The organism is Umezawaea endophytica, assembly GCF_025061645.1.
Taxonomy (GTDB): Bacteria; Actinomycetota; Actinomycetes; order Mycobacteriales; family Pseudonocardiaceae; genus Umezawaea; species Umezawaea endophytica.
In genome coordinates, this window is record NZ_JANYMP010000003.1 from 225,179 (window position 1) to 241,934 (window position 16,756).

The 16,756-nt window shown below is 72.3% G+C and carries 17 protein-coding genes; 9 read left to right on the forward strand and 8 right to left on the reverse strand.

What is annotated here, in order from left to right; genetic code table 11:
- Positions 1 to 2 precede the first annotated feature (2 nt).
- Positions 3 to 800 (forward strand): class I SAM-dependent methyltransferase, encoded by a 798-nt coding sequence (locus tag NZH93_RS08380; protein ID WP_259622383.1) that lies wholly within the window; start codon positions 3 to 5, stop codon positions 798 to 800.
- Here the strand turns inward: NZH93_RS08380 and NZH93_RS08385 are convergent.
- The gene (locus NZH93_RS08385; RefSeq protein ID WP_259622384.1) at positions 784 to 3,018 is read right to left on the reverse strand and encodes an NACHT domain-containing protein; all 2,235 of its coding nucleotides are present in this window, start codon (positions 3,016 to 3,018) and stop codon (positions 784 to 786) included. The two genes, NZH93_RS08380 and NZH93_RS08385, sit on opposite strands and share 17 nt — an antisense overlap.
- Before the next feature lie 220 nt (positions 3,019 to 3,238).
- Between NZH93_RS08385 and NZH93_RS08390 the strand changes: the two genes are divergently transcribed.
- A complete protein-coding gene (locus tag NZH93_RS08390) occupies positions 3,239 to 4,741 on the forward strand; it encodes a flavin-containing monooxygenase (RefSeq protein WP_259622385.1) in 1,503 nt (500 codons plus the stop codon).
- 10 nt (positions 4,742 to 4,751) lie between these two features.
- On the opposite strand, the gene NZH93_RS08395 is transcribed toward NZH93_RS08390, so the two are convergent.
- The gene (locus NZH93_RS08395; protein ID WP_259622386.1) at positions 4,752 to 5,675 is read right to left on the reverse strand and encodes an alpha/beta hydrolase family protein; all 924 of its coding nucleotides are present in this window, start codon (positions 5,673 to 5,675) and stop codon (positions 4,752 to 4,754) included.
- Positions 5,676 to 5,830: 155 nt separating this feature from the next.
- Here NZH93_RS08395 and NZH93_RS08400 point away from each other — a divergent pair, with 155 nt between their 5' ends.
- A complete protein-coding gene (locus NZH93_RS08400) occupies positions 5,831 to 6,418 on the forward strand; it encodes a TetR/AcrR family transcriptional regulator (protein WP_259622387.1) in 588 nt (195 codons plus the stop codon).
- Positions 6,419 to 6,422: 4 nt separating this feature from the next.
- Here NZH93_RS08400 and NZH93_RS08405 read toward each other — a convergent pair whose 3' ends face one another.
- A complete protein-coding gene (locus NZH93_RS08405; protein WP_259622388.1) occupies positions 6,423 to 7,268 on the reverse strand; it encodes a helix-turn-helix domain-containing protein in 846 nt (281 codons plus the stop codon).
- Positions 7,269 to 7,369: 101 nt separating this feature from the next.
- Between NZH93_RS08405 and NZH93_RS08410 the strand changes: the two genes are divergently transcribed.
- Together NZH93_RS08410 and NZH93_RS08415 are read left to right on the forward strand one after the other, a co-directional pair.
- The gene (locus NZH93_RS08410; RefSeq protein WP_259622389.1) at positions 7,370 to 8,050 is read left to right on the forward strand and encodes an SDR family NAD(P)-dependent oxidoreductase; all 681 of its coding nucleotides are present in this window, start codon (positions 7,370 to 7,372) and stop codon (positions 8,048 to 8,050) included.
- A 31-nt stretch (positions 8,051 to 8,081) separates the two neighbouring features.
- Positions 8,082 to 8,474: an ester cyclase gene (locus NZH93_RS08415; RefSeq protein WP_259622390.1), complete on the forward strand. Its 393-nt coding sequence runs from the start codon at positions 8,082 to 8,084 to the stop codon at positions 8,472 to 8,474.
- Between the two features lie 8 nt (positions 8,475 to 8,482).
- Here the strand turns inward: NZH93_RS08415 and NZH93_RS08420 are convergent, their stop codons facing one another.
- Positions 8,483 to 8,956, reverse strand: a complete 474-nt coding sequence (locus NZH93_RS08420) for a winged helix-turn-helix transcriptional regulator (protein ID WP_259622391.1) — start codon at positions 8,954 to 8,956, stop codon at positions 8,483 to 8,485.
- A gap of 85 nt (positions 8,957 to 9,041) precedes the next feature.
- On the opposite strand from NZH93_RS08420, the gene NZH93_RS08425 reads away from it, so the two are divergent.
- On the forward strand, positions 9,042 to 9,731 hold the full coding sequence (locus tag NZH93_RS08425) for a nitroreductase (protein ID WP_259622392.1): 690 nt from the start codon (positions 9,042 to 9,044) through the stop codon (positions 9,729 to 9,731).
- Between the two features lie 51 nt (positions 9,732 to 9,782).
- Here the strand turns inward: NZH93_RS08425 and NZH93_RS08430 are convergent, their stop codons facing one another.
- Both NZH93_RS08430 and NZH93_RS08435 read right to left on the reverse strand, forming a co-directional pair.
- Positions 9,783 to 10,520: an SDR family NAD(P)-dependent oxidoreductase gene (locus tag NZH93_RS08430; protein ID WP_259622393.1), complete on the reverse strand. Its 738-nt coding sequence runs from the start codon at positions 10,518 to 10,520 to the stop codon at positions 9,783 to 9,785.
- Positions 10,521 to 10,532: 12 nt separating this feature from the next.
- On the reverse strand, positions 10,533 to 11,399 hold the full coding sequence (locus tag NZH93_RS08435) for an SDR family oxidoreductase (RefSeq protein WP_259622394.1): 867 nt from the start codon (positions 11,397 to 11,399) through the stop codon (positions 10,533 to 10,535).
- Between the two features lie 91 nt (positions 11,400 to 11,490).
- Here NZH93_RS08435 and NZH93_RS08440 point away from each other — a divergent pair, with 91 nt between their 5' ends.
- Complete coding sequence (locus tag NZH93_RS08440; RefSeq protein ID WP_259622395.1) at positions 11,491 to 12,063, forward strand: TetR/AcrR family transcriptional regulator; 573 nt, start codon at positions 11,491 to 11,493, stop codon at positions 12,061 to 12,063.
- Positions 12,064 to 12,078: 15 nt separating this feature from the next.
- Here NZH93_RS08440 and NZH93_RS08445 read toward each other — a convergent pair whose 3' ends face one another.
- Together NZH93_RS08445 and NZH93_RS08450 are read right to left on the reverse strand one after the other, a co-directional pair.
- Positions 12,079 to 13,440 carry an amidohydrolase family protein gene (locus NZH93_RS08445; RefSeq protein ID WP_259622396.1) on the reverse strand — a complete coding sequence of 454 codons (1,362 nt, stop codon included), beginning with the start codon at positions 13,438 to 13,440 and terminating at the stop codon, positions 12,079 to 12,081.
- A gap of 176 nt (positions 13,441 to 13,616) precedes the next feature.
- Positions 13,617 to 14,198 (reverse strand): helix-turn-helix domain-containing protein, encoded by a 582-nt coding sequence (locus NZH93_RS08450; RefSeq protein WP_259622397.1) that lies wholly within the window; start codon positions 14,196 to 14,198, stop codon positions 13,617 to 13,619.
- Between the two features lie 79 nt (positions 14,199 to 14,277).
- Here NZH93_RS08450 and NZH93_RS08455 point away from each other — a divergent pair, with 79 nt between their 5' ends.
- Positions 14,278 to 15,822 carry an MFS transporter gene (locus NZH93_RS08455; protein ID WP_259622398.1) on the forward strand — a complete coding sequence of 515 codons (1,545 nt, stop codon included), beginning with the start codon at positions 14,278 to 14,280 and terminating at the stop codon, positions 15,820 to 15,822.
- Positions 15,823 to 15,953: 131 nt separating this feature from the next.
- Entirely contained in the window at positions 15,954 to 16,718 is a 765-nt protein-coding gene (locus NZH93_RS08460) for an adenine nucleotide alpha hydrolase family protein (RefSeq protein WP_259622399.1), read from the forward strand.
- Positions 16,719 to 16,756 lie beyond the last annotated feature (38 nt).

Sequence of the window (16,756 nt, forward strand, 5' to 3'; positions counted from 1 at the left end):
GCGTGGAGGATCGCGGAACACCGGCGTCGAAGGCCGTGTTCGACTACGACGCCGAGCTGAGCCGCTACCAACCGCGCCTGCGCGAGGCCTTCGACGTGCGCCCCGGCGACAGCGTCCTCGACATCGGGTGCGGCGCCGGGCAGACCACCCGCGAGTCGGCCCGGCTCGCGACCGGGGGCAGCGCGCTCGGCGTCGACGTCTCCGCGGGGATGGTGGCGCGCGCTCGCGAGCTCACCGCCGCCGAGGGGCTCGACAACGTGCGCTTCGAGCAGGCGGACGCGCAGGTCCACCCCTTCCCGCCGGAGCGGTTCACGCTCGGGACCAGCCGGTTCGGCACGATGTTCTTCGCCGACCCGGTCGAGGCGTTCGGCAACGTCCGGCGCGCGCTGCGGCCGGGCGGACGGCTGGTGCAACTGGTGTGGCAGGCCGGTGATCGACAGGAGTGGGTGGCCGCGATCCAGCGCGCGCTCGCGGGTCGTGACCCGGCGCCGGTCCCCCCGGCTGCGGGCGGGCCGTTCTCCCTGGCCGACCCGGCCGCGGTGGAGGGCGTCCTGACCACGGCGGGGTTCACCGACGTGAGCGTGAGCGACGTGAGCGAGCCCGTCTACTACGGCGCGGACCCCGACTCCGCCGCCGACGCCGTGCTCGCCCTGCGGATGGCGAGCGAGGTCCTCGTCCGGCTCGACGCCCAGGAGGTCGAGCGGGCGCTCGACCGGCTGCGCGCGGTCATGGCCGAGCACAGCGGCACCGACGGCGTGTGGTTCGACTCCCGCGCCTGGCTCGTCACGGCCCGCCGGTGAGGTGGTCTTGCAGCCGGGCGTGGCGGAACTGGTAGACCGCCCCGGTCTGCCGGAGCACGCCCCGCAGGCAGGCGTCGGTGAGGAAGTCCTTGACCCGCCAGGGCAGGCGGTCGGTCAGCGGTAGCCACCCCCGCACCAGGACCAGCCAGTAGATCCAGGCGCTGGTGACGCGCACGCTCACGAACCCGACCACGACGGCGGCGAGGATCCCGGCCGCGAACGTGCCCGCGAGCCCGAACCCGAGCCCGACCGGTAGCCCGACGGCGAGCACCTTGCGGATCGTGTTGCGCCGGTCCCGAGCCAGCGACTCGGCGGCGCTGACCACGTCGGCCGCGCTGACGGGTGCCTCGAGCCCGAAGGCGACGGCCGCCGCGAGTCCGAACCCGACCGCGGGCGCGAACCCGTACCCGACCGCGAGCACCACCGCGCCGCCGAAGCCGAACCCGATCACGAACCTGCCGACGAGGCACCGGACGCGGCCCCGGAGTTGGAGGCGCGTGCGGGTCGGCCGGGGGCCCGCGGCTCTCAGCCCGATGAGCCCGGAGGCGAGTCCGGCCGGGAGCCCGACCGCGAGTCCGACCGTGAACACGAACTCGATGTTGACCGCGAAGACGTGCACGAGGTCGACGACGACCGTGTGTGCGAGCGCGAGCATGAGCCCGAGGGTGAGGCTGGTCGCGGGTCCGACCACGAGACCGGTCCCGAGCGCCGTGACGAGCCTGCGGGACGGGCACCCCGGTCGGCCGTGGAGCGAGGTGGTGAAGAACGCCGTCAGCGCGACCGTGAGCCCGCTGGCCAGCGTGGCGGCGAGGCCGAACACGAGCCCGTGCGCGAGTCCGGTCGTCACCCCCGGCACGAGCCCGTACGCGAACACGACCCCGACCGTGAGCGCGAGCACCAGCCCGAACCCGAGCCCGATCACCAGCCCGTCCAGGACGGCGAAGACGAGCGTGCGGTCCCGGCGGGGGATGGTGTCGCGGAGTTGCCACCAGGCCACGTCGCGGGTGCCCGCGCGGTGCAGGTGGTGGGCGAGGTAGGTCAGGTACCGGTGGGCGCGGTCCGCGCTCCACCGCCGTGCACCGCCCGGCCGGTCGGACTGGTAGATGGCCGGGATGAACGCGGCCAGCAGGTGGTCCTGGAGGACCTGCGCGGTGGCGAACCGGTGGGTGTCGAGGAGTTCGGCGGGGTCGTTGGCGGAGTTGTCGCCGTAGGTGGTGCGGGCCAGGAACACCATCAGCGGGTTGGCCAGCACCTGCCGCACCAGGGCGGGTCCAGTGGCGTGCGGCTGGGCGCGCAGGCGGCGCAGGACCGGGTCCCACGTCCCGGTGCGGTGCCCGGCCGCGGTGCGGGGCAGGTAGTCGGCGAGGTCCTCCAGCGTCAGGTCGTCGAGTTCGACGACGGCGGCCGCGGTCAGCACGGCCACGTCGCGCACCGCGGCGGTGTACTCCACGACCCGGCTGGTGATGACCACCGGCACGTCCGGGTCGGCGTTGAGCCCGCGCAGCGCGGCCCGGTGCAGCCAGGGGTCGATCTCGTCGAAGCCGTCCAGGATGGGGAGGACCCGGCCCGCCTCGATCACCGCGGCGGACCGGCTCGGCCCACCCTGCCCGGCGGGCACGGCCAGGCCGGGGTGGTCCCGCCCGATCCGTTCCGCCAGCCAGGTGTTGAGCGGTGTGGTCGCCGGGTTCCACGAGCCGACGCTGACGATGACCGGCACCGGCTGCCCCGGTTGGCGCGCGGCCAGCAGGTCCAGGGCCAGACGACCGGCCAGCACGGTCTTCCCGGCTCCCGCCGGACCGAGGATGACCAGCCTGCCGGACGGGACGCGCCGGTAGACCTCCCCCAGTTGCTCGATGCGCCCGGCCACGACGAGGGGACCGGTCACGGCACCGGCGGGCAGTCGGCGGATGTTGGCCCAGTGGTCGGTCACCTCCGCGGCGGCCGCGTGCCAGCGGACCGGCAACGCCACCGGGTCGTGGACCCGGCGCTGCGCCTCCTCCCGCCTGCGCAGCGTCAACTCCCCCTGGGCCAGCCCCTCGGTCCACTCGTCCACTCCGGACGCCTCGCGGCCCGCCGACCCCCACCACCGCCGCGCCGCGGTGGTGACGACGACCCCGCCCGCGATCGAACCGGCCTGCACCACCACACCACCGGCCACACCGCTGACACCGTTGTGCGCGGCCACCACCGGGCGCTCCGCACCACCGCCACCGTCCACGCCCGTACGGCTCCTTCCCCTGGGACACCACCACACGGGGTCGACCACGTCACCGCACATCCAACACCGGCACACCGGTTCAACGGCCCGGTGTCACCGCATCGAGTGACCAGTTCCCCCGCGACGCCGGGTCGGCGGGCGCACCTCCACATGAGACGCGATCTTGGGAAAAGCCTTGTCCTGCCTCAAAAATCCGCTATCGACGAGCTAGGCTGAGTCGGTGACGAGGCACGATGTGGTGGTGGTAGGCGCCGGTTTCGGCGGGCTCACCATGGGCGCGGCGCTGCGGGCGGCGGGGATCCGGGATTTCGTCATCCTGGAGGAGGGTGACGACGTCGGCGGGGTGTGGCGGGAGAACACCTATCCGGGCTGCGCCTGCGACGTGCCGTCCCACCTCTACTCGTTCGCGTTCGACCCCCACCGCGACGCCGAGGTGCGGTTCCCGGACCAGGGTTCGATCCTGGAGTACATGCGCGCCGTCGTCGAGCGGAACGGGCTGCGCCAACACATCCGCAGCAACACCTCCGTCACCGCGGCGAACTACAGCGACGCCGACGGCACGTGGACGTTGACCACCGCGGACGGGCAGCACCTGCACACCGCCGCGGTGGTGTGGGCCGTCGGCCAGCTCCACCGACCCGCCGTTCCGGACGTCCCCGGCGCGCACAGCTTCGCCGGCGCGGCGTTCCACTCCGCGCGCTGGGACCGCGGCGCCGACCTGACCGGGCACGTCGCGGTCGTCGGAACCGGGTCGTCGGCGGCGCAGATGGTCCCGGAACTGGCGCGCACGGCGGCGAGCGTCACGGTGTACCAGCGCACCCCGTCCTGGATCCTGCCCAAACCGGCCGCCCGGTTCGGGCCGGTGAGCCGGTGGGCGCTGGCGACCGTGCCGGGACTGCACCGGCTCTACCGGGCCGGGCTGTACCTCGGAGCCGATCTGGTCCTGGCCCCGGTCATGCGCGGAGGCTGGTCGGCCCGGCCCGCCCGGTGGCTCGCCCGCGCCCACCTCCGCCGCCAGGTCCCCGACCGGGCGTTGCGCGACCGGCTCACCCCGGACTACCGCATCGGCGAGAAGCGCGTCCTGATGGACAACGGGTTCTACCCGGCACTGTCCCTGCCCCACGTCGAACTGGTCACCGACCCCGTCGAGCAGGTCACCAGCGACGGCGTCCGCACCGTCGGCGGTGCGCACCGCCGGGCCGACGTGATCGTGTGGGCCACCGGGTTCCACGCCCCGGAGTTCCTCGGCGGCGTCGAGGTGCGGGGCCAGGGCGGCACCGACCTCCACGCGCACTGGTCCGAGCAGGGTCGCCCGGAGGCGTTCTTCGGGCTCGCCGTGCCGGGGTTCCCCTCGATGTACCTGATCGCCGGACCGCACAGCTTCACGCCCGCGAACAGCAACCCCTCGATGAAGGACCACCAGGTCCGCTACATCATGGGCTGCCTGGACCTCGCCGCACGACTCGGCGCGCCCGTGGCGGTCACCCCGGCGGCGATGGCCGGGTACCGGCGGTGGCTGGACACCGCGCTGGCCCGCACCGTCTGGCCGGACGGCGTCCCGTCCTGGTTCAAGCGCGACTCCGACGGACCGGTCACGAACCCGTGGCCGTCGAGCGTCCGGGAGTTCGAGCGGCGGCTCCACGCCCACGACCCGGCCGACACCTTCGTCGAGGTCCGGGTCTCGCACACCGCCGCACAGCCGGACCGGGGTGTCCGGCCGTGACGGCGGCGGGCTACTTCGAGTCGATGCGCCCGACCGGTTCCGGCGCGCTCGAGACCTCCTCGGTGATCCGGTCCCAGGCGTCGTCGCCGAGACCGAGCGCTTTCAGCAGGAACGCCGCCGACACCCGGCGGACCAGGTCGACGCGCTCGGGACTCTCGTCGGTGGTGTTGGTGGCGTTGTAGCCGTGGACCCCGCCGAGCGTGTGCTCGCCGCCGAACACGGTGAGCAGGCTCCGGGCGCCGGGGCTGAGCGCGTAGACGTCGGTGAACCAGTCCGGGCCGCGGGTCGAGAGCAGCGACTGGTCGTGGTCGCCCGCGACGACGAGCGTCGGGGTGTTCAGCCGGTCGAAGTCCGGGCTCATGAAGGAGAAGTTCTCCCGCGCGAACGGGGTCAGGGCCTCACCGCCGAGGCCGGTGGCCGCCAGGAGCACGCCCGCCTTGACGCGGGGGTCGGTCCTGTCCTCACCGGGCCGCCCGTCCGCGCCGACGACCCTGGCGCCCAGGAGCATGCCCACCGTCTGGCTGCCCCAGGAGTGCCCGGCGACGGCGAGGCGGTCGCGGTCGACGCGCTCGGGCAGTCCGGGGATCGCGGCCACGACCTCGTCCAGGTGGTCGATGACGAGTTCGACGTCGTCGACGCGCGTGCTCCAGATCGACGCGTACCGCGGGTCGGCCGGGGTGAGGCCGAGCGCGGCCGAGTCGAGGAACGTGGGCTGGATGACGATGAAGCCGTTGGCGGCCCAGTGGTCGACGAGCGGGTCGTAGGAGTCCATCGCGAGGCTGAACCCGTGCGCGAGGACGAGGAGCGGCAGGTCGGTGCCGGTGGCGGGGGCGGAGATCCGCACCGCGAGGTCGTCGCCGCGATTCGGCGCCGACAGGGTGACCGGCTTGGCGGCGAGGATCCGCGATCCGGGAGCCGTTGCGAGAGCGGGCATGGGGGTGTCCTTCCAGAGGTTCGCGAGCACCCGACCGAGCCGGAGACCGGTCGAAACGGAGCATTGCTCCGCCGACAATACGGAGCGGCGCTCCGCATTGCAACACCGAAAAGGAGCAGCGCTCCGATTCGCCCGGTCCGTGCCACAATGGCGGTATGCGCCCCGCCGACCCCGTGCCGACCCGACGGAGAGCAGACGTGGAGCGCAACGAGCGCGCCCTGCTGGACGCCGCCGCCACCGTGTTCGCCCGCTCCGGGGCGGACGCGACGGTGCGGGACGTCGCCGCGGCGGCCGGTGTCGGCATGGGGACGCTGTACCGGCACTTCCCGACGCGCGCCGACCTCGTCGTCGCGGTGTACCGCCACCAGATCGAGGCGTGCGCGGCGGCCGGGCCCGCGCTACTGGCCTCACAGCCCACACCGCTCGACGCGATCGTGCGGTGGACGCACCTCTTCGCCGACTTCATCGGCACCAAGCACGGCATGCTCACGGTGATGCGCGGCGACCCGTCCGGGCTCACCGCGCTCCACTCGCTGTTCCTCGACCGGCTCGTCCCGGTCCTCGGCGACCTCCTGGACCACGCGCGCGCCTCGAACGAGGTGAAGTCCGACGTGTCCGCCTACGAACTGATCCGAGCCGTCGGCGACCTCTGCGCCTTCGCCCCGAACGACCCGAACTACGACGTGCGCCGCGTGATCACGTTGCTGGTGCTGGGGTTGAAGTCCTCCACCCCGAGCGGATGACCCGCTAGACCGGCCGGTTCTCCAGGTCCTGGAGTCCGACCACCCGCAGCAGGTCGAGCTTCCGCTCGTCCTCGGAGCCGGGGGCGGCCGTCATCATCACGATCGTCTGGTCGCCCGGACCGCCGGTGAAGGTGTCGCAGTCCACCACGATGTCCCCGACCACGGTCGTGTGCACGGTCTTGCGGCTGCTGCGCAGCTCCCCGACCGTCCCCGCCTTCCACCGCCGGGCGAAATCGGGGGACGTCCTGGTCAGGCGGTCGATCAACCGCGGCAGGTCCGGGTCGTCCGGGTAGCGGCCGGACGCGGAACGCAGGTGGCCCACGAGGTCCCGCGCGTAGGCCTCGTCGTCCTCGGGTGTGTGCGTCACCGGGATCGACCCCTCGAAGTACTGCCAGGCGACGTTGCGCTCCAGCCGGGTCTGGCTCGACGGGTCGCCGAACAGGGCGGCCCAGAGCGGGTTCCACAGCACCAGCTCGTAGATCGCGGTGTGCACGGCCACGGCTACGGGCGCGTTGCGGAACCGGTCCACCATCCGCTGCGCGGTCGGCGTGACGTGCCTCGGCACGTGACCGGCCGGGGGTACGGCCGCGCCCGCGACGCGGAACAGGTGGTCGCGTTCGGCGTCGTTCAGGCGCAGCGCCCGCGCCAGCGAGGTCAGCAGGTGCGGGGAGGGGTTGCGGGCGCGGCCCTGCTCCAGGCGGACGACGTAGTCCACGCTCACCCCGGCGATGAGGGCCAGTTCCTCGCGGCGCAGGCCGGGCGCGCGGCGGCCGAGGCCGGGCGGCAGTCCGACGTCCTCCGGGCGCACCCGGTCCCGCCACGCCCGGAGGATCTGCGCGAACTCGTCCATGCCCCCATGGTGCCCCGTGAGCGGGCGGCGCGGGTGGTACTGCTGGTCCCACCGTCGAAGGGTGCCTGTCAGCCGGGCGGGCGGCGGCACAGGCTGGTGGCATGACCACGACACTGGTGACCGGCGCCAACAAGGGCCTCGGTCTGGAAACCGTCCGCCGCCTGATCGCCGCGGGCCACACCGTCCACGCCGGGATGCGCGACCTGGCCTCCGGGGACGCCGCCCGCGCGCTCGGCGCGATCCCGGTCCGGCTCGACGTCACCGACCAGGATAGCGTCGACAAGGCCATCGCGTCCCTGCCCGAACTCGACGTGCTGGTCAACAACGCCGCCGTCGTCGGTCCGTCGTGGAGCCTCGACGACCTGGACGTCGAAGCGATGCGCGTGGCGTTCGAGACCAACGTGTTCGGCGTCGTCCGGGTCACCCAGGCCGCCCTGCCCGCGCTGCGCCGCTCGGCCAACCCGGTGGTCGTCAACGTCGCCTCGGGACTGGGCTTCCCCCGTGCCCTGCTGGACCCGGACGACGACTCCTTCCACGCCAACCTGGTGCCGTACGCCAGCTCGAAGGGCGCCGTGATCACGCTGACCGTGCAGTACGCCAAGAGCCTGCCCGGAATGCGGATCAACGCCTCCGACCCCGGCTACACCGCGACCGACCTCAACCAGCACCAGGGCCACCAGACCGTCACCGAGGGCACCGACGCCACGGTCGCACTGGCGCTGCTGGGCCCGGACGGTCCGACCGGCGAGTTCCACAACCGACTCGGACGCGTCACCTACTGACCCCGGCCCCGACCGCTGAAGGAGAACTCCGTTGACCGACAACGACCTGCGCGACTGGTACCTGCGGTACGTCGCGGCGCTCGACGCCCACGAACTGGGGAGGATGGACGAGTTCATCGCCGACGAGGTGCTGCTGAACGGCGAACCGGGGACCAGGGACGACGTCGTCGCCGACATGAGGAGCAGCATCGACGCCGTGCCGAACCTCCACTGGGAGGTCGAGGAACTGCTGATCGACCGCGACCGCGTCGCCGTGCGCGCCGTCAACACCGGCACCCCGGTGGCGGAGTGGCTCGGCGTCGCGCCGACCGGCGCCTCGTTCACGATCGTCGAGTACGCCATCTACCGGGTCGGCGACGGCCGGTTCGTGCAGATGACGAACCTGCACGACTCGGCGGACGTCCGGCGGCAACTGACCGCCTGACCCCGCCGCTACTCCCGGAGGTCCGCGCCGAGGTGCGCGACCAAACCGGGACCGGCCTCCGGCACGACGTCGTGCGCGGTCATGCCCTCTCCGCAGCAGTCGCACGCCAGCGCGACCCGCGCCTCCCCGGCGCAGTCGCGGTGCCGGTAGCGCACCGGCGGCCCGTCCGGGGCCATGTGGGTGTCGCCCCAGTCCCTGATGGCCATCAGGATCGGGTACAGGTCATGCCCCTTGCTGGTCAGCCGGTACTCCGGGTGCTCCCCCTCGTCGGCCTGGCGCCGCACGAGGATCCCGTGGTCCACCAGCCGACCGAGCCGGTCCTGCAACCGGCTGCGGGGGATGCCCAGGTTGCCCTGGAACGCGTTGAACCTCCGGACGCCCGCGAAGGCCTCCTTGAGGATCAGCAACGTCCACCGGTCCCCCAGCACCACCAGCGGACGGGTGATCGAGCACGGCAGGTCGGCGAGCTGTTCGTACCGCATGGCCCGACCCTACCCAAGGCAGTCTCTTTTCGAGACCGACGCGTGCTAGCTTTTGGTCTCGAAAAGAGACTGCCTGGAGGTTCCCTTGAGCACGACGCTCCCCGAACCGCACGAGGCCCTCGGCCGACTGCTCGACGAGAGGTGGACCTGTCGGCAGTTCCTGCCCACCCCGGTCCCCCGGCACACCGTCGAACGGCTGCTCGCGCTCGCGCAGCGCACGCCGTCCTGGTGCAACACGCAGCCGTGGCAGGTGGCCGTCACCGAGGGCGCCGGTACCGAACGCCTTCGCACGCGGCTCCTCGCCCACCTCCAGGACCACCCCGGCGTCCCGGACTTCCCCTTCCCGGAGCGGTACGCGGGCGTCTACCAGGACCGCCGTCGGGAGTGCGGGAAGCAGCTCTACGCGAGCGTCGGGATCGAGCGCCACGACAAGCAGGGCGCCGTGCGGCAGATGCTGCGCAACTTCGAGCTGTTCGACGCGCCGCACGTCGCGATCATCACCACCGAGGCCGACCTCGGCGTGTACGGCGCGATCGACTGCGGCCTGTACCTGAACACGTTCCTGCTCGCCGCGCAAAGCCTCGGGCTGGGAGCGGCGCCGCAGGCCGCGCTGGCGGGGTACTCCGGATTCCTGCGGGACCACTTCGGACTCCCGGACACCAGGCGCGTGGTCGCGGGGGTCTCGTTCGGCTACCCCGACACCGACCACCCGGTGAACAGCTTCCGCACCACCCGCGACTCCCCCGACAACGCCGTGCTGTGGCACTCCACCTGACCTGATGTGGTGGCTCGTCGCCACACCGGCGAGCCACCGCACCAGGCGGTCTCAGTCGAGGGGACCGAGTCCGTAACCGCCGTCGGCGACGATCTCGGCGCCCGTGGCGAAGCGGGCCTGGTCGGAGGCGGCGAAGAGGATGAAGTCGGCGATCTCCTCCAGGGCGGCGTTGCGCGGGATGGCGAGGTTGTCGACGGGGACGATGGGGTTGCCTTCGGGGTCGTAGGCCAGGGGCGTCTCGATGATGCCGGGGTGCACCGAGTTGACGCGGATGTTGTCGCGCGCCAAGCCTTTGGCGGCGGCACGCATGAGGCCGCGCAGGGCCCACTTGCTGCTGCTGTAGGCGACGAGTCCGGGCGCGGCGGTGAGTCCGGCGATGGAGTTGACGTTGACGATCGCGCCGCCACCGGCCTTGCGCATCGAGGGGGCCGCGGCCCGGATGCCTAGCAGCGCGCCGGTGAGGTTGGTGTCGAGCACCTGGCGGAACTCTTCCAGCTCAATGCTTTCCACGGTTCCGATGCGCAGGTAGGCGGCGTTGTTGACGAGGACGTCCAGCGGTCCGAACGCCTCCTCGGTGCGGGTGATCGCGTCGGCCCAGTCGGTTTCGCTGGTGACGTCGAGGCGGACTCCGACGCTGTCGCCGCCCGCCTTCTCGGCCACCTCGTCGTACCGGCTGCGAGCCGCGGCGACGACGTTGGCGCCCGCGGTGGCGAACCGCACGGCCAGGGTGGTGCCGAGCGCACCGGAGGCACCGGTGATCAGGACGGTCTTGCCGGTGAAGTCGAACATGACGGGCTCCTCCTAGCGGGAAGTGGTGGCGAGGGCGGGGACGACGTCGTCGGCGTCGGTGGAGAAGGCGAGGTCGCGCCCGGCTTCCAGGGCGTCGAGGCGGTCGCGCAGGGCCGCGGTGGCCTGCTCGTAGGCGTCGGAGCCGAGCGTGAGCCGCAACGGCGGGTGCGGCTGGTCGGCCGAGGCGATGATGGCCGCCGCCATCTTGGCGGGGTCACCGGGCGCGGGCAGCGGTGGCAGTTCGCCGGACAGGACTCGGCGCAGGTGCCCCGACGGGCCGTCGGCGTACTCGGGCAGGGCCTCGCCGAGGACCGCGCCCCCGCCGAAGTTGGTGCGCGCAATGCCCGGCTCGACGATCGTCACGTCGATGCCGAACGGCGCGAGTTCGGGGGCCGAGGACTCCCAGAACCCTTCGACACCCCACTTGGTGGCGTGGTAGAGGCTCATGGCGGGGAAGGCGATCTGCCCGCCGACGCTGGCGATCTGGATGTAGCGCCCACCGCCCTGGCGGCGCAGGTGCGGGGTGGCGGCGCGGGCGAGCTGGATCGACGCGGTCAGGTTGGTCGCGATCTGCCGGTCGATCTGCTCGTCGCCGAGTTCCTCCGGTGCCCCGAAGAGGCCGTAACCGGCGTTGGACACGACGACGTCGATCCGGCCGAGTTCGGCGAAGGCCCGGTCCACGGTCTCGCGCAGCGCGGTGGTGTCGGTGACGTCCAGCGGGGCCCGCCAGAGCCGGTCCCCGTGGCGGGACGCCAGGTCGTCGAGTGACTCCGGGCGGCGCGCGGTGGCGGCGACCCGATCCCCCCGTTCGAGCAGTTGTCCGGTGAGTTCCCGGCCGAAGCCGGAGGACGTGCCGGTGATGAACCAGGTGCGACTCACGGGTGCTCCTCACTAGGTAAGTAACTGGATACATTCGTACTCGGCGCCGCTCCGGCATGTCAATACCTGGATGGTTATGTACGATGGGGCCATGCCACCCGACGCCACCGAGACCAAGCGGAAGCTCATGGACGCGGCCATCGCCGAGTTCGCCCAGTACGGCTTGGCCGGTGCGCGGGTCGACCGCATCGCCGAGAACGCCCCGGCCAACAAGCGGTCGATCTACATGCACTTCGGCACGAAGGAGGAGCTGTTCGACAAGGTCGTGTCGGACAGCTTCCTCCAGCTCGCGGGGTCGATCGCCTTCGGCGAGGACCACCTCGTCGGCTACGCGGGCGACCTGTTCGACCGGCTGGAGAAGTGGCCGCACATCCAGCGCCTCTACCTGTGGTCAGGGCTGGAGCGCGAGCAGTCCGTGGCCTCCGAGGTCGAGGGCTACCGCAGGAGAGTCCTCGACATCCAGGCCGCGCAGGAGGCGGGCCGGATCCGCGCCGACATCCCACCGGCCGAGCTGATGGCCATGGTGATCGCGGTGGTGATCAGTTGGAAGACCGCCGCCTGGTCGTTGAAGGCGCTGCAACCGGACTACGCGTGCCAGTCCGACAGCACCCGCCGAGCCGCGGTCGTGGCCGCCGTGGCCGGACTCGTCCAGCCACCCTCCTGACGGTCGGCGTTCGGGCTACCGGTCGAGCACCAACCGCCCTTCGAACCGGAGGTCCTCTACGGACCGGCCGACCCGCGCCAGTAAGCGGTCGCGGCTGTTCTCGCCTCGCCGCACCAGGTCCGCCCGGTCGACGCCGACCAGCTCTCCCGCCCACTTGCGCGGGCGGCCGTCGACGATCACCGCGTCCACGTCCCGGACGGTGGCGTAGCTGACCGCGGCACCCAGTTCCGAGGCGATGGGCCGGAGGCGGTCGGTGTTCAGCAGCACCAGGTCCGCTTTCGCGCCGGGCGCGAGGACGCCGACGCGGCCCGCGAGGTCGGCCGCGAGCGCGCCGCCGACCGTGGCGGCGCGCAACGCGTCCCGCACACCCCACGGACGTGGCACGTCCTGCTCCCCCGCCTGGATCGCCGCGAACGACGCGCCCCGTTGCACGCTCATCAACTGGCGCATCTCCTCGAACAGGTGGTAGCCGTACTCGAACTCGTTGTCGCTGCTCAACGCCACCTGCACGCCCGCCCGTTCCGCCTGGAGGACGGGCGCCGCGACACCGAGCCCGTAGTGGGGGTCCGAGCGCGGAGCGAGGGCCACGGCGACGCCGGAGTCCGCGACGCGGGTCCACTGCTCGTCGGACAGCCCGGAGCAGTGGTTGAGCGTGAACGACGGGTTCGGCAGGCCGCTGTCCAGGTAGGCGTCCAGGTTCGGCATCCGGCCGCCGATCTCCGCGACCGCGCCCATCCCGTGCTCGACCGCGAACCTCCAGCCGTCCAGCGTGGGGAAGGCCTGCATCAACCTGATCCGGGTCATGTCGTCGTCGTGGGCGGCACGCAGCTCGCGCAGCAGCGGGAAGAGGTGGCCGTCCGGTTGGCGCACGCCGACGCCGGCGGCGAAGACGGTGCGGATGCCCGAGTCCCGCAACGCCGCGATGGCGGCTTCGGCGTGTTCCCGCGAGCGGACGTTGTGGTTGTTGTCGACGATCGTGGTCACGCCCTGGTCGAGCGCCCGCGCGGCGGTGAGGGCCTCGCCGGTGGCGACGTCGTCCGGGCTCATCAGCGGGGCCAGCGTCGCGTGGGTGAGGGTCAGGTAGGCCATGAAGTCGCTGTCGGGCGACACCCCGCGCAGCGCGCCCTCCCAGGCGTGCACGTGCCCGTCGACCAGGCCGGGGATCACGATCGCGCCACCGGTGTCGATCACCAGCGCGTCGTCGGGCCGATCGGCGCCCGCGCCGGGACCGAGGTCGCGGATGGTGTCGCCGTCGATGACGACGTCCCCGACGAAGTCACCGATCCGGTCGTCCATGCTGATCGCGTGCACGTCGGTCAGCACCACCGTGCGACCGGTGGTCCACTGCTCGGGGATCGACCTGCCAGCGGGGTTCATCGCTCCTCCTCCGGTGTCACGTCACGGATCGGTCGGACACGCCGTCCTGGTCGCCCAGAGCGCGACGTCGCCCCGACCGCGCAGGTCCAGCTTGGCGCGGAGGGTGGCCGGATGACCAGCGAGCGTCTCGGTCGGCTGGGCGCCGCCGAGCGCAAACCGCCCAGCGCGGGCCCGTCTCACTGCTGTCGCGCCTCGCCGTCGTCGGGCTCGCGATGTCCGCGGCGGGCGTCGCGGTCGAAGATGAACAGGACGTCGCACGGGCCGCTCTCGGCGCCGACGGCGTGCGGCATCATCGTCGGGAACTCGGCGGCCTGGTTCGTGCCGACGCGGAAGCGGCGGTCGCCCAGCAGCAGGATCGCGGTGCCCGACAGCACCAGGAGCCATTCGCGGCCGGGGTGGGCGCGCATCCTGGAGAGGTTGTCCGGCGGCGGTTCGGTCAGGCGTCGCCGCATGACGCTCATGGCCGGGTCGCCCTTCATCGGCCAGCTCAGACCGTGGGCGCCGTGGCTCATGGGGCTGACGACGACCTCGTCCGCGGCGTTCTCGACGAGTTGGTCGAGGGTGGTGTCGAGGGCTCGGGCGAGCGTGACGAGCTGGTCGAGCGCCAAGCGGCGCTGACCGTTCTCGATGCGGCTCAACGAGGACTGGCTGAGGTGGGCGCGGACGGCCAACTCCTCCAGCGACAAGCCCTGCGCCACCCTCAACGCGCGGATGCGTTTGCGCACGAGGCTGTCCAGCGCGCCATCTTCTTGCGTCATAAGCAACAGTGTATGCCCATTGCGCAACTCGGGGTTAACGTCGAGCGCAAGGCCCGACGCCGCACCTCGAGAGGAACCCATGAGCACGAACCAGCGAGCGCGGGAGACCGGCACGCCGGACGCGCGTCACCTGCGCGCCGTCCTGATCGCCGTCTCCACCGCGCTGATGGCCGTCATCGCGTCGGTCTCCGGGCTGAACGTCGCCCAGACCCACCTGGCCGTCGAGTTCGAGGCCTCGCAGAGCACGGTCCTCTGGATCATCAACAGCTACACCCTGCCCCTGGCCGCGCTGCTGCTGCCGCTCGGCGCGATCGGTGACCGCCTGGGCCGCAAGCCCGTGCTGGTCGCCGGACTCGTCGTCTTCGGTGTCGCCAACGTCGTGGCGGCCGCGGCCCCGACCGCCGAGGTCATGATCGCGGCCCGCGTGGTGGGCGGTGCCGGTGCCGCGATGATCATGCCGATCACCCTCGCCGTCATCACCTCCACCTTCCCCGAGGACCAGCGCGGCAGGGCGATCGGCGTCTGGACCGGCGTCGCCGGGGGTGGCGGCGTCCTGGGCATGTTCCTGTCCGCGCTCCTCGTCGACGTCGCCGACTGGCGGTGGCTGTTCGCGCTGCCGGTGTTCCTGGTCGTCGTGGCACTGGTCCTGACGCTGAGGTCGGTGCCCGACTCCCGCGAGCGCTCGGCCCACCCCTTCGACACGATCGGCGCGGTGGTCTCCGCCGTCGCCGTCACCAGCCTCATCTTCGTCCTGCAAGAAGGGCCCGAACGCGGCTGGACCGCCCCCGCGACGCTGACCGGCATCACCGTCGGCCTCCTCGCGAGCGCCGGTTTCGTCGCCTGGGAGCTGCACCGCCGGGACGCGTCCCTGCTGGACGTGCGCCTGTTCCGGGACCGCGGCCTGGCCGGTGGCTCGATCACGCTGCTGGTGGTCTTCGGCGTCCAGGCGGGCATCGGCGTGGTCCTGTTCCCGTTCTTCCAGGCCGTGCTCGGCTGGTCGGGCCTGCTGTCGACGGCGGCCATGATGCCGATGGCCGTCATGATGATGGTGGCCTCCGGTCTGGCCCCCAGGATGGCCGCGCGCGTCGGCGCCCGCTCGACCATGACCGCGGGCATCGCGCTGGCGGGCACGGGCCTGGCGCTGATGGCGCTGTTCGTCACCGTGGAGGGCGGCTACCCGAGCATCCTGCCGGGCCTGCTCGCCACGGGCGTGGGCATGGGCCTGTCCATGACGCCCTCCACCGTGGCCATCACCGGCTCGCTGCCGCGCGAGCAGCAGGGCGTCGCCTCCGCGCTCAACGACATCACCCGCGAGTTCGGCACCGCGCTGGGCGTCGCCCTGCTGGGCGCGCTCCTGTCCGCGGGCTACCGCGACTCGATCGACGACCGGCTGGACGGCGTCCCCCAGGCCGCCGCGGACACCGCGCGCGAAGGCGTCGCCAACGCCGTCGAGGTCTCGGGCAGCACCGGCCCGTACGCGCCGCAGATCGTCGACGCCGCTCAGCACTCCTTTGTGGAGGGTTGGCAGCGGTCACTGTGGACGGGTGCCCTCGTCATGGCGGCGCTGTTCGTCCACATCACCCTGCGCGGTCCGAAGAACACCACGGAGGCCTACCGGGACTGATGTCCTCGTGACGCGGTGAACGTCCCTGCTACCAGAGGACCTTCGTCCGTGTGCGCCTCGAACGGGACCGACGACAGTGGAACCCGTCAGGTGATCGAACCCGGTTCGACAGCACACCTCGGAGGAACTCGATGGAAGACCGCGCGGAACCGGTCGTGGTCATGGCCACACCGCACCCGGACGCGATCCGGTGGGCGGCCGCGTACGCCGACCGGCGCGGATCGTCGCTGCGGGTCCTGCACGTCGCACCGCGCGTCCCGGCCGTCGTGGACGAACTCCGCGCCGCGTTCCCCGGTCTGCTGGTCGAGCACCGGCTGATGGCGGAGGCGATCGGGGACGCGCTGCTCACCGAGTCCGAGCACGCCCACTCGATCGTCGTCGCCGACGCGGGAGACGGCGATTCGGTGGTGACCGCCTTGAGCGCGCTCGCTCGGTGCCCGGTGATCAGTGTCCCGCCGAACGCGGTGTGGCACGACTCCGCGGCACCGGTGGTCGTCGGGGTCCACCACCCGGAGAGGACCGCGCGGAAGCTGGAGTTCGCCTTCACCGAGGCCGAGAAGCTGGGCACGGGCGTCCGGTTGGTGCGGTGCGAACCCTCCCGGCGACCGGCCGACGACCTGGACGAGGTGCTCACCGCGTTCACCGCGCTCCACCCCGACGTTCCCGTGCACACCGAGGTCCTCGGCACGTCGGCGTGGAGCGCGCTGGCGTGGCACGCCCACTTCGGCTCGATGGTCGTCCTGGGGTCGCGACGCGGAGGCGCCGTCCGCGGGGCGCTGGTCAGGTCGATCACCCGCGCGGTCCTGCGGCAGCGGTCGAGCCCCGTCGTGGTGATCGGCAGGCGGGCACGTCGCACGTCCCCGGTCTCCCCCGAACTCGGCAGCGCGAAGAGCTAGGCCGACAAAGTCCTTGTCGGCCAACCGAACGAGACCAA

What these genes read in the sequence shown, in the direction of transcription:
- NZH93_RS08395 (WP_259622386.1), bottom strand. Translation starts at nt 5,675, where the DNA reads ATGCCCGCTCTCGCAACGGCTCCCGGATCGCGGATCCTCGCCGCCAAG.
- NZH93_RS08400 (WP_259622387.1), top strand. Translation starts at nt 5,831, where the DNA reads ATGCGCCCCGCCGACCCCGTGCCGACCCGACGGAGAGCAGACGTGGAG.
- NZH93_RS08405 (WP_259622388.1), bottom strand. Translation starts at nt 7,268, where the DNA reads ATGGACGAGTTCGCGCAGATCCTCCGGGCGTGGCGGGACCGGGTGCGC.
- NZH93_RS08410 (WP_259622389.1), top strand. Translation starts at nt 7,370, where the DNA reads ATGACCACGACACTGGTGACCGGCGCCAACAAGGGCCTCGGTCTGGAA.
- NZH93_RS08420 (WP_259622391.1), bottom strand. Translation starts at nt 8,956, where the DNA reads ATGCGGTACGAACAGCTCGCCGACCTGCCGTGCTCGATCACCCGTCCG.
- NZH93_RS08430 (WP_259622393.1), bottom strand. Translation starts at nt 10,520, where the DNA reads ATGTTCGACTTCACCGGCAAGACCGTCCTGATCACCGGTGCCTCCGGT.
- NZH93_RS08440 (WP_259622395.1), top strand. Translation starts at nt 11,491, where the DNA reads ATGCCACCCGACGCCACCGAGACCAAGCGGAAGCTCATGGACGCGGCC.
- NZH93_RS08445 (WP_259622396.1), bottom strand. Translation starts at nt 13,440, where the DNA reads ATGAACCCCGCTGGCAGGTCGATCCCCGAGCAGTGGACCACCGGTCGC.
- NZH93_RS08450 (WP_259622397.1), bottom strand. Translation starts at nt 14,198, where the DNA reads ATGACGCAAGAAGATGGCGCGCTGGACAGCCTCGTGCGCAAACGCATC.
- NZH93_RS08455 (WP_259622398.1), top strand. Translation starts at nt 14,278, where the DNA reads ATGAGCACGAACCAGCGAGCGCGGGAGACCGGCACGCCGGACGCGCGT.
- NZH93_RS08460 (WP_259622399.1), top strand. Translation starts at nt 15,954, where the DNA reads ATGGAAGACCGCGCGGAACCGGTCGTGGTCATGGCCACACCGCACCCG.